Raw genomic sequence first — 15,025 nt, forward strand, 5'->3', positions numbered from 1 at the left:
TCCGACATGGAGGGTGGGTCAGGGCCCGGCGCGCGGCCTCGATGTCGCCGACCAGGTCACGTCGTAGCGCGCGCCGCCCACCGCCTCGGCGAACGCGGTCGCCGCGGCGGGTGACCCGGCGATGCGCCAGTCCTGCTCCTTGTCCACCTCGAACCAGATCAGCCCGATCAGGTCCGGGTACCGGGGCAGGGAGCCGAACGTCTCCCGGATCCACCGGGCCTTGCGTCCGGCGGTGTCGGCGGCGCCGGTCTCGGTGACCACCAGCGGCCTGCGGGTGACCTTGCGGATCTCGGCGATGGTCGGGCCGAAGATCTGGTCGAACGACCAGTACGTCTTGGTGAACGCGCCGGTGCCGTAGTAGCCGGTGACGCCGACCCAGTCGACGTAGTCGTCACCCGGGTAGAGCCCGGTCAGCCCGGCTGTCGTCTTGTCCCAGCGGGCGTTCGGGCTCCACACCCAGGTGACGTTCGTGGCGCCGGCCCGGGCGAAGAGGTCGTGCACGTGCCGCCAGGCCCGCACGTAGTCGCCGGGGCGGTTGCCGTTGGCCCGCTCGCACCACGGATACCAGTCGCCGTTCATCTCGTGCGCGAAGCGGATCGCGACCGGGTAGCCGAGCGACCGGACCCCCTCGGCCCAGGACCGCAGGTAGGCGTCGAAGTCGCCGCGCGCGATCCGGTCCAGCCGGTAGTCCGGCTGGGTGGCCCGGAGCCGGTCGATCTGCCGGACCGCCAGGCCGGTACGCCGGGCCGCCAGGTCGACCGTGTGGTCCCACGGCTCCCAGCCGAGCATGGGCATCATGCCCCGCTCGGCGATCCGGTCGAACAGGCTCCGGTCGAACTCGGCCGACGCCCAGTCGGCGCCGAAGAGCATCACCTGCGGCGCCCGCCCGGCCGCCTCGACGAACCGGTCGACCGGCGCGAAGTCGTGCGGTCCCTTGTCGGTCATCACCCCGAAGAACGCCTGCCCGGCCGGGGGGAACAGGCCGCCGCCCGGCGCGCCGGCGCTCGCCTGCGGCGTCGCCGGGACGCGCCCGTGCGCCGATGCGCCCGTGCCCGGGTCGCGCCACGCTCCGGGCGCCACCACGAAGGCGTACGCGAGCAGCAGCAACCCGGCCAGCGCGAGGCCCACTCGGGGCGCGGTCGGCCTCAGCACGGGACACCGCCCTCAGCCGCCGGCTGCTTCCACGCCGCCTCCGCCGACCGGCGCCGGCGGTCCCGCAGGCCCTCCACCCAGGCGATCAGCGGTGGCGCGAGCCCGGTCAGCAGCGTCAGCGCCGGCCAGATCCGCAGCAGCGGATAGTCGTGGCCGAGCGCGAAGCTCGCCGCGAGCAGTCCGGCCGCCGCCAGCGCCCAGCACAGATGCAGCCGGAACGTGCGCAGGGACTCCACAGTGCGCAGCGCCCCCTTGGCGGTCACCACGAAGCCGAGCCGGCGGCGCAGCAGCGCGCCGGCCGCCGCAGCCACGTAGACCGGCCCGGCGAACAGGGCGAGCGCCATGCCGGCCATGCCCACCTCCTCGCGTTCGTGCGGGGCGATGTTGAAGCGCCGCAGCCAGAGCCAGAGCAGGAACCAGGTGCCGACGGTGGCGCCCCACAGCGTCGCCCACACCTGCGGGTCGAGCCGGCCCGCGTCGACGCCGGTCAGCAGGTAGAGCGCGGTGGCGGCGTTGCCCAGCAGCAGGCTCACCGCGACGCTCGGGTAGTAGAACTGGAGCAGGCGGTACTGCCAGCGACGGCGCGACGGCAGGTCGCGCGGCGTACGCATCTCGCGGCGGAGCAGGATCTCGCAGATCCCGGCGGCCCAGCGCTTCTGCTGGTTGAAGTAGTCCGCCCAGGACGTCGGCCCCTCACCGAGCGCCACCACGTCCGGGGTGTAGACGCCCTTCCACCGGCGGCCGGTGGCCGGGTTGACGGCGGCGTGCACGCGGATGCTGGTGAGGTGGTCCTCGATGATCGAGTCCTGGTAGCCGCCGATGGTCCGCCAGGCCGCCGGGCGGTAGAGGTGCCCGGTGCCGGTGAGCAGCGGCGCGTCCAGGCCGTTGCCGCCGCGGGCGATCAGGCCGTTGTAGAGGTACTGCTGCACGGAGGCGCCGTGGGCGACGAAGTTCTGGTGCATGTTGCCGTACACCTGGGGCGTCACCACGAACGCCACATCCGGGTCGCGGAAGTAGCCGAGCGTGCGTTCCAGGAAGTTCGGCAGCGGCACGTGGTCCGGGTCGACGTTCGCGACCACGTCGTAGCGGTGCTCGTGCTCGGCCCGCCAGGCGTTGTGGTTGCCGGACTTGGTCCGGGCCCGGAACTCGCCGCCGGGCCGGTTGTACTCGGGCCGGCCCTTGCGGGTGAAGTGGCGTACGCCCAGCCGCGCGGCCATCGCCCGGACCGCCGGGTCGTCGCCCTCGTCGAGGATCCACACGTCGACGTGCCCGCAGTAGACGATCTCCCGGAGCCGGCGCAGCGTACGCTCCGCGACGTCCAGCGGCTCCTTGCTCGGCACGATGGTGGTGAGCAGCGCGACCCGCAGGCCGACCGGCGGGTCGACCGGCACCGGGTCCCGGGCGTGGAAGGCGAAGACCCAGACCACCACGTTCTGCGCCAGGCGGATCAGCTCGACGCCGACGACGACGCAGAACGCGAGCCGGGCGGCGGCGGTCTGCCACCCGCCGAGCCCGACCACGCCGGGGCCGGGCACGTGCTGGGGCAGCAGCAGCCAGCCGACGAAGACGAGCCCGGCGGCGCTGTTGACGAGCACCAGCAGCGTCAGCACGACCCGCGCGGCCACCGAGGCGGTGGGGCGGAACTCGACCGCCGCGTCCGGGCCGCGCGGCGGGCGCAGCGGACCGGCGACGGCGCCGCACCGGGCGTACGCCAGGCGGGCGCGGACGTTGCGCTGCCGGCGGTCCGGATCGGCTGGCGTCCCGGGCGGGACGGGCGCGATCGGGCGGCCGCCCGGCGGCCCGGCCGACGTGGCGCGGGACGGGCGTGTATCGGCGGCGACGGCCACGTTTCCCCCATGGTCTGCAGGCTCAGGAGCCGACCGAATGCTAAGCCGACAATCAACAACAAAAAGGGCGAATCAGGCAGACGTCGCCCGTTCGTCGACGGTCAGACGGGAAGCTGGGCCGCCGCCGCCAGCAGCGCCACGAGAGCCAGCACGGCGAGCGCGCCGGCGGCACGCGCCCGGGCCAGGGCGACCCCGCCGAGCACCGCCCAGGCCGGCACCGTGAACAGCAGGTTCACCGCCGACCAGACCGGCACGGCCTGCGCCAGCGCCAGCAGCCCGAGCGCCGGCACCAGCGCCCAGGCGGTACAGAACGCGGCCGGGTACCGCAGCGGGAGGCTGAACAGGGCCAGCCCGGCCAGCACGCCGCCGAGCGCGACGACGCCGAACAGCTCTCCGGGCGTGGCCGCCAGCACGGTGGCGCCGGGCCACGCGCCGGACGCCAGGCGCCCGCCGTCACGCACGCCGGCGGCGAGCAGCGCGGCGACCGGCAGCAGCCCGACGGCCACTGCGGCCAGCCACCGGACGGTGTCCCGGCGGCGGAACGCCAGCACGACCCAGCCGTGCGCGGCGAGCAGCAGCAACGCCACCGGCTGGCACAGACCGAGCAGCAGCACCGCGCCCGCGTAGGGCACGAGCCGCCGCGGGCGCGGCCGGTCGAGCGCGGACGCCAGCAGCCAGGTGGCGAGCACGGCGGCGAACACCGCCAGGGCGTACGGCTGTGCCTGCTGCGCGTACCGGATCGAGGTCGGCAGCGCCGCGAAGATCAGGCCGGCCAGCAGGCCGGCGGCGGGCGTGGCGATCCGGGTGGCGAGCGCGCCGACGAGCGCCGCGGCCCCGACCATGGCCAGCAGCGACGGTACGCGCAGCGCGAGGTCCGTCGCGCCGAACAGCTCCGCCCAGCCGCGCAGGAGCAGGTGGTACGGCCCGAGCGCGATGTCGTCGCCGGTGAGCCCGATCCCCTGCCAGGGCGACGTCGCCGCCCGGCGGGCCGCCGACTCCCCGGCGCTCGGACCCGCTGTCGCGATCCGGGTCGCGCCGAGCGCGCCGGTCAGGACCGCGGGCAGCAGCCACGCCGCGATCCGCCACCGGGTCACGGCGGCGGTCGCGGCGCGGGCGGTGGAGCGGCGCGGACGGTCCTCGCCCCAGGGGTCCTCGACCGCGGCGTCCCCGATCCGGGGCAGGACCATGGTGTCCGCGTCCATCATCGTGACTCACGCATCCCTGTGGGTGCCGGCGACCGGGATCCAGCCGGGGCTGGCTGACATCCTGGAGCCTACTGAGCCAAAATCGACATAACGCCAATATGGGCTGAAAGGGTCCGCCGTCCGCCCCGTGGACGACCGGCGGACCCGGCTCAGCGGAGGTCGGTGGTCGTCCAGCGGGGCGAGGCGGCGGTGATCTCGACGGTGTCGCCGGTCAGCGTGGTCCGCGCCTGGACGTCGCGCCGGGCGCTCGTACCCACCCAGACGTCGACCTCCCCGGGCTCCACCACGCGGGTGAGCGTGCGGTCGGTGAAGGCCAGCCGCGTGGTCGGCACGCTCAGCTCGACGGTGACCGAGGCCCCCGGCTCCAGACGCACCCGCCGGTAGCCGAGCAGCTGCGCCACCGGCCGGGTCACCGAGGCGACCAGGTCCCGGCCGTAGAGCTGCACCACGTCGTCACCGGCGACCGCGCCGGTGTTCGTGACCCGCACCGACACCCGCAGCGCCCCGTCGGCCGGCACCTCGGCCGGCACGGTCAGGTCGGTGTACGCGAACGTGGTGTAGGACAGCCCATGACCGAACGGCGCCACCGGCGTCGCCGGCAGGTTGGTGCCGTTCGTGCCCGCCCCCAGCTCCGGGTGCAGGTACGAGTACGGCTGCGCGCCGGCCGAGCCGGGCAGGGTGACCGGCAGCCGGCCGGACGGGTTGACCCGCCCGGAGAGCACACCCGCGATCGCCCCGGCGCCCTCCTCGCCCGGGAAGAACGTCTGCAGCACCGCCGCGCACCGGGTCAGCGCCCAGCCCAGCGCGTACGGCCGGCCGGTCAGCAGCACCAGGACGACCGGGGTGCCGGTGTCCAGCACCGCCTCGACGAGCTGGCGCTGCACGCCGGGCAGCTCCAGGTCGTCCCGGTCGCAGCCCTCCCCGACCGTGCCGCGGCCGAACAGGCTGGCGTGGTCGCCGACCACGAGGACCGCCACGTCGGCGGCGGACGCGACGGCGACCGCCTCGTCGAAGCCGGACCGGTCCGCCGAGTCCACCTCGCAGCCGGCCGCGAAGGTGACCCGGTCGGCGCCGAACTCGGCGCGCACCGCATCCAGGACGGTCGGCACCTCGAAGCCGGTCTCCACGCCCGGGTGATGGGCCAGCACGTGGTTGAGGAAGGAATAGCAGCCGAACAACGCGCCCTGCCGGTCGGCGTTCGGGCCGACCACCGCCACCCGGCGGCCCGCCGGCAGCGGGAGCACGCCCTCGTTGGCGACCAGGACGATCGACTCCTCGGCGAGCCGGCGCGCGATCGACCGGTGCTCCGGCGAGTCGAGGTCCACGGCACCCGGCGGCTCGTCGGCGAACGTGGCGTCGAGCAGCCCGAGTTCCTGCTTCTGGCGCAGCACGCGCAGCACCGCCCGGTCGACCAGCGCCTCGTCGACAGTGCCGGCCCGCACCGACTCGGTCAGCGTCAGGAAGGCGTCGCCGGTGGGCAACTCGATGTCCAGGCCCGCGGCCAGCGCCTGCGCCGCCGCGTCCGCGTGGTCGGCCGCGACGTGGTGCAGCAGGTTGAGGAAGGCGACGCCGTAGTAGTCGGCCACCACGGTGCCGTCGAACCCCCACCGGTCCCGCAGCAGGTCGGTGAGCATGGTCGGGTCGGCGGCGACCGGCACGCCGTCGATCTCGGCGTACGAGTGCATGACGCTGCGCGCGTCGCCGTCGCGGATCGCCATCTCGAACGGCGGCAGCAGCACGTCGGCGAGTTCCCGGGGACCGGCGTGCACCGGGCCGAAGTTGCGCCCGGCCCGCGAGGCGGAGTAGCCGGCGAAGTGCTTCAGCGTCGCGAGCACGCCCTGCGACTGCAGTCCCCGCACGTACGAGGTGCCGATGGTGCCCACGAGGTACGGATCCTCGGCGATGCACTCGTCGACCCGGCCCCAGCGCGGGTCCCGGATCACGTCCAGCACCGGGGACAGTCCCTGGTGGATGCCGAGCGCGCGCATCGAGGCCCCGATCGCCGCCGCCATCTCGGTGACCAGCTCGGGGTCGAACGCGGCGCCCCAGGCAAGCGGCGTCGGGAAGGTGGCCGCCTTCCAGGCCGACAGGCCGGTCAGGCACTCCTCGTGCACGATGGCCGGGATGCCCAGCCGGGTACCGGTCACCAGGTCCCGCTGGAACTTCCACAGCCAGGCCGCGCGGGCCGCGGAATCGACCGGGCGGGTGCCGTAGGGACGGGTGAGGTGACCCAGCCCGTGCCGGGCGAAGTCTTCGAGCCGGCCGCTGTCGGCGAACTCGCCCTGCAGGGGCGCGACCGCCTCACCGTCCTCCTTCTCCCAGAACCCGACGAGCTGCGCGATCTTCTCCTCGGTCGTCATGCGAGCGAGCAGTTCCCGTACGCGCGTCTCGGCGTCGTGCCCGTCCGACCGGTCGTGGTCCGAATCTGCCTGGGCCGGTACCGGCCCGTCCACCACCGCGTGGACCCCTGTCATGGTGTGCCTTTCCATTGGTTGTGCTGGTGCTGCTGCCGCTCAGCCCTTGACCGCGCCCTGGAGCCCGCCCACGATCTGCTTCTCCGCGAGGGTGAAGAACAGCAGCGCCGGCAGCATCGCCAGTGAGGTGAAGGCGAGGACGCCCGCGGTGTCGGTGGTGTACTGGCTGGAGAAGTTCTGCACGCCCAGCGGCAGGGTGTGCAGGTTGACGTCCCCGAGGACGAGCAGCGGCAGGAGGAACGCGTTCCAGCTCGCCACGAACGCGAGGATACCGACGGTGACGATCGCGGGCCGCGACAGCGGCAGCACGATCCGCCAGAGGAAGCCGAGCCGGCCGGCGCCGTCGATGGCGGCCGCGTCCTCCAGCTCCCGCGGGATGGCCGACAGGAACGGCCGCAGGATGACGATCGTCAGCGGCAGCGAGAAGGCGACCTGCGGAAGGATCACCGCGTAGTAGGAGTTGATCAGGCTCAGGTCACGCAGCAGGAGGTACAGCGGCAGGATCGCCGCGCCGGCCGGGAAGAGCAGACCGAGCGTGAAGAACGTGTAGAGCCATTCACGCCCCCGGAACGAGTACCGGGCGAGCACGAACGCGGCGGCCATGCCGAGCACCACCACGCCGAGCGTGGTGCCCAGAGCGATCACCGCGCTGTTGAACGCCTGCCGCCAGAAGTCGCTCTGCGTGAGCACCCGGTAGTAGTTGTCCCAGACCCACGGGTCGGGCAGGCCGGCCGGGTCGTTCACGATCTGCGGCGTGGTCCGGAAGCCACCGACGATGACGTACACGACGGGGGCGATCGACACGGCCGCGACCGCGAGCGCGATCGCGTACGTCAGCGGCGAGCTCCACTGCACCGGACGGCGCCCGGGCGAAGGGGCGGGTACGGAGTTCACGGCCACTGTCACTTCCCCTTCCGGGTGATGGCGCCCTCGATGTCACGGCTGAGCAGGAACCGCTGGAACAGCAGCGCCGCGACGAACGAGATGGCGAACAGGATCACGGCGACCGCGTTGCCGTAGCCCCACAGCCGGGCGAAGAAGCCGTTGTCCACCATGTACGTCGCCATGGTGGCCGAGGCGCCGAGCGACCGCACCGCGGGCACGGAGGTCACCCAGACCATGTCGAAGACCTGCAACGAGCCGATCATCGACAGGAACATCCAGATCCGGATGGTCGGGCCGAGCAGTGGCAACGTGACGTGACGCTGGATCTGCCACCAGCTCGCGCCGTCGATCTCGGCGGCCTCGTTCAGCTCGGGCGGCACGTTCGACAGGCCGGCGAGCAGCAGGATGATGGCGAAGCCGACGTACTTCCAGGTGAGCACGAACAGCAGGGTCCAGATGACCACGTCGAGGTCGGCCAGCCACGCCTGCACCAGCCCGCCCAGCCCGACCGACCGCAGCAGCGCGTCGAGCGTGCCGCCGTCGGTCAGGATCAGCTTCCACATGATGCCGACGGTGACCTCGGCGAGCACGTACGGCACGAAGACCAGCAGGCGGAACGCGGAGCGCCCGCGGAAGCGGCGGTTGAGCAGCAGGGCGATGCCGAGCGCGACGGGCCCCTGGATGAGCAGCGATCCGAAGACGATGATGGCGTTGTTGCGCAGCGCGTCGAGGAAGATCGGGTCCTGGAACGCGAGCGTGTAGTTACGGAAGCCGACGTACTCGGTGGGCGGCCCGACCCCGCGCCAGCGGAACAGGCTGTAGTAGAACGCGAAGCCCATCGGCACCAGCACGAACAGCACGTAGATGAGGACCGCCGGCGTCGTCAGGCCGACGATCTCGTACCACTTGCGGCGGGTCTCGGCGCGGCGTGAGGCGGCTCGTGCGCCGGGCCGGAGGCCCGCCGGCGGCGCGAGAGCGCCGTCGGCGGGCGTACGGGTCTGCGATGCGGACGTCACTTGCTTGCGGCCGCCTTCATGGCCGAGACGACCTTCTCAGGTGTCCCGTTGCCGGCGAAGATCGCGACGATCGCGTCGTTCATCGCGGTGCCGACGGTGCTGCCGAAGGCCGTGTCCAGCCAGAGCTGCACGTAGGTGGCCGAGGAGGTGGCCTCCAGGATGGACTTCAGCGCCGGGTCGGTGACGCCGTCGGCAGCGCCCTTGGCGACCGGCAGGCCGGTGCCGGTGGCGGCGTAGCCCTTCTGCACCTCGGGGCTGACGATGTACTTGAGGAACTCGACGCACTCGGCCGGGGCGTTCTTCGAGCAGGCGAAGCCGTCGCCGCCGCCGAGGGCCGCCTTCGGGTCACCGGCGGAGCCGGAGATCGCCGGCACCGGGAACCAGCCCAGGAACTTGCCCAGGGCCGCCTTGTCCGTGGCGACGGTGTCCAGGGTGCCACGGTTCCAGTCGCCCATCAGTTCCATCGCGGCCTTGCCGTTGGCGAGCAGACCGTTGGCGCTGGTCGGGTCGTTCTGGCCCGGCGTGGCGATGAAGTTGTTCTGGAACGGCTTGGTGTCGATGAAGCTCTTCAGGTCCTGGCCGGCCTTGACGAAACACGGGTCGTCGAAGGTCCGGTCCTTGGTCGCCTTCTTCAGCGTGTCGACCGAGCAGGCCCGCAGCGCGAAGTTGTACCACCAGTGCGCGGCCGGCCACTTGTCCCCGGCGCCCAGGGCGATCGGGATGACGTTGATGGCCTTGAGCTTGGTGACCGCGGCGTTGAGTTCCTCGAAGGTGGTCGGCGGCGCCGTGATGCCCGCCTTCGCGAACATGTCCTTGTTGTACCAGACGCCTTCGATGCCCATCCGGAACGGCAGGCCGTACTGCTTGCCCTCCACCTGCCAGATCTCGGAGGCGCTGCCGATGTCGGCGACCTCGCTCTTCACCTGGTCGGTGATGTCCTTGAGGTAGTCGGCCTCGACCTGCTCGCGCATCTCGCCGCCGCCCCACGCCTGGAAGATGTCCGGCGGGTCGTTGCTCAGCAGCGCGGCGGGCAGCCGGGTGCGCTGGAGCTGGTTCGTCTCGATCGCCTCGATCTCGATCTTGACGGTCGGGTGGGCCGCGGAGAAGTCCTTGGCGACCTTCTCCCAGTACGTCTTGCCGGGCCCGTCCTGCGAGGCGTTGTGCCACCAGGTCAGCGTCACCGGGTTCTTGTACAGCTCGCTCTCGGCGGCCTTGTCGTCGTCGCCACCTCCACTGCACGCGGAGGCCAGCAGAGCGCTTGTCACAAACAGTGCCAGGACGGCGCCCGCACGGCGCTTCATCGCCATAGATGTCTCCTCGACCACTTAGTCGGGTTACCTGCCGGGGAGTTTTACAGGGCCGTAACGTGAAGTCAATCGGTATCGATAACGTTTTCGAAAACGTCTTCGATCACCCTGGGAAGGCCCTCTATCATCGTCGGCGTGGTGTTCCCGCAGCGCGTCAAGATGTCAGACGTGGCCCGCACAGCCGGCGTCTCAGTGGCAACCGTATCGAAAGTTGTCAATGGTCGGTACGGCGTCGCACAGGCCACCGTCGAGCGCGTCCAGCAGGTCATCCACGAACTCGGATACGAGGCCAGCCTGGGGGCGCAGAGCCTGCGCAGCCACCGGACGAACGTGCTGGGCATCCTGGTCGCCGAGTTCGAGCCGTTCTCCACCGAGCTGCTCAAGGGCGCCTCCCGCGAGGTCGCCGGCAGCGGCTACCAACTGCTCGCCTACTCCAGCGGGGACGGCAAGGGCGCGGCCATAGGGTGGGAGCGGCGCTCGCTGGCACGCCTGTCCGGCACGCTCATCGACGGCGCGGTGATCGTGACGCCGACGGTGGTCGAGACCAAGCACGGTTTCCACGTGGTGGCCGTCGACCCGCACACCGGCCCGTCCGGCCTGCCCACTGTCGACTCCGACAACTTCGCCGGCGCGGTACTGGCCACCGACTACCTGCTGTCGCTCGGGCACCGCCGGATCGCGCACATCAGCGGCCGCCCCGACCTGGAGTCGGCCCGCCTGCGCGAGGCCGGGTTCCGCAAGGCGATGGCCGACGCGGGCACGCCGGTGGACGAGCGGCTGGTGCGGGTGGGCGGCTTCCGCACCGAGAGCGCCGCCAGCACGGCTGCCGAACTGCTCGCCCTCCCCGACCGGCCGACCGCGATCTTCGCCGGCAACGACCTCTCCGCCATCTCCACCGTGGACGTCGCCCGCGACCTCGGCCTGCGCGTACCGGACGACCTGTCGGTCATCGGCTTCGACAACATCCCCGAGTCGGCGCTGGTCGACCCGCCGCTCACCACGATCCGGCAGCCGCTGCAACGCATGGGCGCCGAGTCACTGCGCCTGCTGATCGACCTGATCGCCGGCGTCGAGCGGGAGACCCACATCCAGCTCCCCACCGAGCTGGTCGTGCGGGCCTCCTGCGCACCCCTGCGCTGATACGCCCCGCTCCTACCCGAACGGCGATTGACGGGCGGCTATCGAGGTCCGTAAGGTTTCGGGCTACTTCCGGAAGACGCCCCGGAAGTTTCGGAAGCCGCACCGCCCGCCCGGGCACCCGCCGCTCCGTTCCACGTCGCGGCGGCCCCGGCACCGCCACCGCCGGCCCTCGGGCCGAGCGCACCTGCCCGGAAGGAACGAGATGAAGCTGAGACGCTGGCTCGCCGCCGGCGCGGTCGCCGTCGTGACCGCCACCGCCCTCAACGTCGTCCCCGCGACGGCGGGACGCCCGTACGACCCGGCCGCGCAGAGCCTGCGCGAGCTGGCCAAGCGCCACGGCCTGTACGTGGGCACCGCAGTGGACATGGCGGCCCTCAACGACGCCGCCGAGCCGCGGTACCGCGAGCTGGCCGCGTCCGAGTTCTCCACCGTCACCGCCGAGAACGTGATGAAGTGGGAGAGCCTGGAGCCCACCCGCGGCACCTACAACTGGGGTCCGGCCGACGAGCTGATCGAGTTCGCCCGCAAGAACAACCAGCGGGTCCGGGGCCACGTGCTGGTCTGGCACAACCAGCTGCCGGCGTGGCTGACCAGCGGCGTCGCGGACGGCTCGATCAGCAAGGCCGAGCTGCGCCAGATCCTGCGCAACCACATCACCGCGGTGGTCACCCACTTCAAGGGCAAGATCTGGCAGTGGGACGTGGTGAACGAGGCGGTCAGCGACCCCTGGGACACCCCGTCCACCCTGCACTACAAGGGGTTCTGGGCGCAGAACCTCGGGCCCGGCTACCTCGCCGACGCGTTCCGCTGGGCCCGCGCCGCCGACCCGAAGGCGCTGCTGTTCTACAACGACTACAACATCGAGGCGTTCGGCTCCGGCAACCCGGCCGACGACAAGACGCAGTTCGTCTACAACATGGTCCGTGACCTGCGGGCCAAGGGCGTGCCGATCGACGGCGTGGGCGCGCAGGGCCACCTGGGCACCCAGTACGGCAACTTCAGCACGCTCCAGGTGGTCGCGGCCCTGCGCAAGTTCGCCGGGCTCGGGCTGGCCACGGCGCTCACCGAGGTGGACGTGCGCAGCCAGATCACCGACGGGGTGGAGGCCGGCGACTCCGCCGAGATCAACCCGCGCCTGCAGGCGTCCGCGGCGGGCTTCAGCGTGCTGATGCAGGCGTGCCTGGCCGAGCGGCACTGCCTTTCGTTCACGCTCTGGGGCTTCACCGACAAGCACTCCTGGGTGCCCGGCGCGTTCTCCGACCCGCCAGAGGGCCTGGCCACCGTGTACGACGAGAACTACCAGCCCAAGCTCGCCTACCACGAGCTCAAGGCAGACCTGATGTTCTCCGGTCCGCCCTACGTGCTGCCGCGCATCCCGCAGCACCCGCGCCGCTGACTGTCGCGCGCAGGGGCCGGCCTTCGGGCCGGCCCCTGCGTCGCGGTACGCCACGGGATCACGCTCACGCCGCCCGGCGGCGGCCCAGTTCCGACTCCAGCCGTCCGATGAGCGTCTTGCGGGCCTTGCCACGCCGTTCCCGGCGCAGCGCCGCGTCGAGCTGACGGGTGTCGAGGTCGCGCACGAGCTTGACCGCCTCGGTCACCGGCAGCTCGGTCATCTGCTCCGCGGCGGTGGCGTCCCGGCGGGCCCGCTTCGCCGGGCCGGTGTTCGGCACGTACTGGCGGCCGGAGCGCGACGCGCGGCGCTTGCGCGTGTCGGTGTCGCGCCGCTGCTCCTCCGACAGCTCCTTCCACGCCTGTTCGGGCAGGTAACGACGGGTCTCGCCGCCGTTGCGGGCGCGCGTGTCACCGCTGCGGGTCTGCCACTTCTCGCCGCCCCAGCGCTGCAGCGACCGCTGCCGTGCGTCCTTCGGGCCCTCGAATCCCCCGCCGGCCTTCTTGTACTCGTTCGTCAGCAGCTGCGACTTGCGGGCCGACCACTGCCCCGGCCGTCCGCCCTTGTCGGAGGCGCGGATCTCGGCCTTGAGGCGCTCGCGCAGTTCCGGCTCGGTGTACTTCGCCATGACGCAGCGTTACCCGCGCCGGCGGCGGCCATGCCGGTCAGCCGGGTCCCGGCCGGTAGACCAGATCCATCGTGTCGGTGCGGCCGGACCAGTCCAGCCGCAGCCGCCAGCACCCGGCGGCCGGCAGGTCGACGATGGACGGCCCGGGCCCGCCGGTCACCTCGCGGACGACCGGGGCGCCCGTCCCGTCCCGGGTCGCGGTGATCACCAGAGGCGTCCGCGGCGCCGGCTCGGAGCGGCCTTCCTCGGGACGCGCCACCCAGAGGATCTTGTTGTTCGCACCGTCGCCCCGGGCGTGCACGAGCGGGTACGCGAACAGGATCGCCACGATGTGGCCCCCGGCGCCGAAGACGTGCCGCATCCGGGTGTCGCCGGTGAACCCGGCGTCCGCCCAGTCCGGCAACCGGCCGGTCTCCACCCGTTCGGCGCAGGCCGCCGGCGCGGCCGGCTCGGTGGCCGCCGGCGCCGAGGTCACCGGCGCTCCAGCCGGGACCGTGGCCGGACCGGAGCACCCGGCCAGCAGCAGGACCGGCACCAGCAGGACTCTTCTCGCAACGAACATCGCGGCCTCCCCGTCGACGGCTCTCGTCAACAGGACACCGGCCGGGGCCGCCGGGTTCCCGTCGCTCACCGGAGCGAGGCCGCGACGTCCAGCGCCTGCTCGCGGGTGAGGCCGCCCTCCAGCCGGTAACTCAGCCCGCCCTGCTCCCAGATGAGCGTGGCCGCGGACAACCGCGCGGTGGCGACCCGTTCCGTGCCCGACCGGTCCACGTACGCCAGCGCGTGCGGACCGCCGACCCAGATCGCGAACTCGCCACCCACCTGGGTGAGCGTCACGTCCGCGCCGAGTGACCGCTTGTGGAACACGATGTCGAGCGAGCCGTCGAAGGCGTCCAGCCGTACCGTGCCGCCCCGGTAGAGCAGGCTGACCACCCGGTGGCCGCCGGCGCCGTCCGGGTCGGCCACCAGCACCCGTTCCGGCGCGCCCAGGCGGGACGGCACCCGGATCGGGAAGCGGACCTGGCGTTGCGCCTCGGCGAGGGCGACGTGCCGCTGCGCGGGCAGTGGCGAGGGCGTGCCGGTCAGCGGCGGGGCGGGCGCGGAGTCGATGACGACGCCGGAGAACCGCAGCAGCCCGGTCACCGCGTCGGCGAGCGCGGCGCGGCCCGGCGGCAGCGCCACCACGAGCAGCGCGGCGAGCACGGTGGCCAGCACGTACCGCCGGCGGCGGCGCGGCGCGGGCGCGTCGAGCCGGGCGCGGACCCGCGCGGTGACGTCGGGCGTCCGCGCCGGCTCCAGCCAGCCGGTCAGGTCACGCAGCTCCCGCTCCAGGTCATCCACGGTGCGCCACCTCCCGGTCCAGCAGGGCACGCAGCTTCGCCAGCGCCCGGTGGGTCCGCGACTTCACGGTGCCCCGGGGCAGCCCCAGCACCGTGGCCGTCTCGTCCTCGCCGAGGTCCAGCAGGTAGCGGCAGACGATCGCCTCGCGGTCGCGTACGGGCAGCAGCCGCAGCGCTCCGACCAGCGCGGCCCGGCGCTCGGCCGCCAGCACCGCGTCGAGCCCGTCGTCGGCGCCGCCGGCCACGACCGGTTCCGCCGCCGCCGCGCGCAGCGTCAGCCCGTCGCGCCGGCTGCGCGTCCGGTGCAGGTTCCGGGTCTCGTTGGCGACGATCGCGAGCAGCCAGGACCGGAACGACGCCTCGGCCCGGTAGCGGGACAGTTTCCGGTACGCCTTCACGAACGCCTCCTGGACCACGTCCTCGGCGTCCGGACCGGCGCCCAGCAGCACCGCCGTCCGGTACGCGGACGCGGTGTGCCGGGCGACCAGGGCGTCGTACGCCTCCCGGTCGCCGGCGCGTACGCGGGTGACGAGGTCGTCGTCGTCCAGGGCAGCCTCCGCCGTCGGTCCGCTTCCATGACACCGCCCGGGGCGGCCGGGTTCCATCAGGCGTTTGACCGGTGACCGTGCCGGAAAGAG

At 72.7% G+C, this 15,025-nt stretch carries 13 protein-coding genes; 2 read left to right on the plus strand and 11 right to left on the minus strand.

What is annotated here, in order from left to right; genetic code table 11:
• Window positions 1-18 precede the first annotated feature (18 nt).
• The 7 genes from HA073_RS07420 to HA073_RS07450 form a co-directional block, all read right to left on the minus strand.
• On the minus strand, window positions 19-1,152 hold the full coding sequence (locus tag HA073_RS07420; RefSeq protein WP_064445672.1) for a glycoside hydrolase family 26 protein: 1,134 nt from the start codon (window positions 1,150-1,152) through the stop codon (window positions 19-21).
• Window positions 1,146-2,999, minus strand: a complete 1,854-nt coding sequence (locus tag HA073_RS07425) for a glycosyltransferase family 2 protein (protein ID WP_166455981.1) — start codon at window positions 2,997-2,999, stop codon at window positions 1,146-1,148. Before HA073_RS07425 ends, HA073_RS07420 begins: the two co-directional genes overlap by 7 nt.
• 101 nt (window positions 3,000-3,100) lie before the next feature.
• A complete protein-coding gene (locus tag HA073_RS07430; RefSeq protein WP_166455982.1) occupies window positions 3,101-4,204 on the minus strand; it encodes a glycosyltransferase family 39 protein in 1,104 nt (367 codons plus the stop codon).
• A 149-nt stretch (window positions 4,205-4,353) separates the two neighbouring features.
• Window positions 4,354-6,678 carry a glycoside hydrolase family 3 N-terminal domain-containing protein gene (locus HA073_RS07435; RefSeq protein ID WP_166455983.1) on the minus strand — a complete coding sequence of 775 codons (2,325 nt, stop codon included), beginning with the start codon at window positions 6,676-6,678 and terminating at the stop codon, window positions 4,354-4,356.
• A gap of 39 nt (window positions 6,679-6,717) precedes the next feature.
• On the minus strand, window positions 6,718-7,584 hold the full coding sequence (locus HA073_RS07440) for a carbohydrate ABC transporter permease (RefSeq protein WP_043323413.1): 867 nt from the start codon (window positions 7,582-7,584) through the stop codon (window positions 6,718-6,720).
• A complete protein-coding gene (locus tag HA073_RS07445) occupies window positions 7,581-8,579 on the minus strand; it encodes a carbohydrate ABC transporter permease (RefSeq protein ID WP_166455984.1) in 999 nt (332 codons plus the stop codon). The genes HA073_RS07440 and HA073_RS07445 overlap by 4 nt, the downstream gene beginning before the upstream one ends.
• Window positions 8,576-9,886, minus strand: a complete 1,311-nt coding sequence (locus tag HA073_RS07450; RefSeq protein ID WP_166455985.1) for an ABC transporter substrate-binding protein — start codon at window positions 9,884-9,886, stop codon at window positions 8,576-8,578. Before HA073_RS07450 ends, HA073_RS07445 begins: the two co-directional genes overlap by 4 nt.
• Before the next feature lie 159 nt (window positions 9,887-10,045).
• Here HA073_RS07450 and HA073_RS07455 point away from each other — a divergent pair, with 159 nt between their 5' ends.
• Window positions 10,046-11,026, plus strand: a complete 981-nt coding sequence (locus HA073_RS07455) for a LacI family DNA-binding transcriptional regulator (protein ID WP_176722818.1) — start codon at window positions 10,046-10,048, stop codon at window positions 11,024-11,026.
• Window positions 11,027-11,228: 202 nt separating this feature from the next.
• Window positions 11,229-12,422 carry an endo-1,4-beta-xylanase gene (locus HA073_RS07460; protein ID WP_043323406.1) on the plus strand — a complete coding sequence of 398 codons (1,194 nt, stop codon included), beginning with the start codon at window positions 11,229-11,231 and terminating at the stop codon, window positions 12,420-12,422.
• A 64-nt stretch (window positions 12,423-12,486) separates the two neighbouring features.
• Here the strand turns inward: HA073_RS07460 and HA073_RS07465 are convergent, their stop codons facing one another.
• The 4 genes from HA073_RS07465 to HA073_RS07480 form a co-directional block, all read right to left on the minus strand.
• Window positions 12,487-13,047: a DUF5872 domain-containing protein gene (locus HA073_RS07465; RefSeq protein WP_043323404.1), complete on the minus strand. Its 561-nt coding sequence runs from the start codon at window positions 13,045-13,047 to the stop codon at window positions 12,487-12,489.
• A gap of 37 nt (window positions 13,048-13,084) precedes the next feature.
• A complete protein-coding gene (locus HA073_RS07470) occupies window positions 13,085-13,609 on the minus strand; it encodes a hypothetical protein (RefSeq protein ID WP_166455986.1) in 525 nt (174 codons plus the stop codon).
• Window positions 13,610-13,674: 65 nt separating this feature from the next.
• Window positions 13,675-14,388, minus strand: coding sequence for a hypothetical protein (locus HA073_RS07475; protein ID WP_166455987.1), 714 nt, complete (start codon window positions 14,386-14,388; stop codon window positions 13,675-13,677).
• Window positions 14,381-14,992 (minus strand): RNA polymerase sigma factor, encoded by a 612-nt coding sequence (locus HA073_RS07480; RefSeq protein WP_069088477.1) that lies wholly within the window; start codon window positions 14,990-14,992, stop codon window positions 14,381-14,383. Before HA073_RS07480 ends, HA073_RS07475 begins: the two co-directional genes overlap by 8 nt.
• Window positions 14,993-15,025: the final 33 nt, after the last annotated feature.

This window comes from Micromonospora sp. CMU55-4, assembly GCF_011602315.1.
GTDB lineage: Bacteria > Actinomycetota > Actinomycetes > Mycobacteriales > Micromonosporaceae > Micromonospora > Micromonospora chalcea.

Coding starts and splice junctions, on each gene's coding strand:
- HA073_RS07430 (WP_166455982.1), bottom strand. CDS start 4,204: ATGATGGACGCGGACACCATGGTCCTGCCCCGGATCGGGGACGCCGCG.
- HA073_RS07435 (WP_166455983.1), bottom strand. CDS start 6,678: ATGACAGGGGTCCACGCGGTGGTGGACGGGCCGGTACCGGCCCAGGCA.
- HA073_RS07450 (WP_166455985.1), bottom strand. CDS start 9,886: ATGGCGATGAAGCGCCGTGCGGGCGCCGTCCTGGCACTGTTTGTGACA.
- HA073_RS07455 (WP_176722818.1), top strand. CDS start 10,046: ATGTCAGACGTGGCCCGCACAGCCGGCGTCTCAGTGGCAACCGTATCG.
- HA073_RS07460 (WP_043323406.1), top strand. CDS start 11,229: ATGAAGCTGAGACGCTGGCTCGCCGCCGGCGCGGTCGCCGTCGTGACC.
- HA073_RS07465 (WP_043323404.1), bottom strand. CDS start 13,047: ATGGCGAAGTACACCGAGCCGGAACTGCGCGAGCGCCTCAAGGCCGAG.
- HA073_RS07470 (WP_166455986.1), bottom strand. CDS start 13,609: ATGTTCGTTGCGAGAAGAGTCCTGCTGGTGCCGGTCCTGCTGCTGGCC.
- HA073_RS07480 (WP_069088477.1), bottom strand. CDS start 14,992: ATGGAACCCGGCCGCCCCGGGCGGTGTCATGGAAGCGGACCGACGGCG.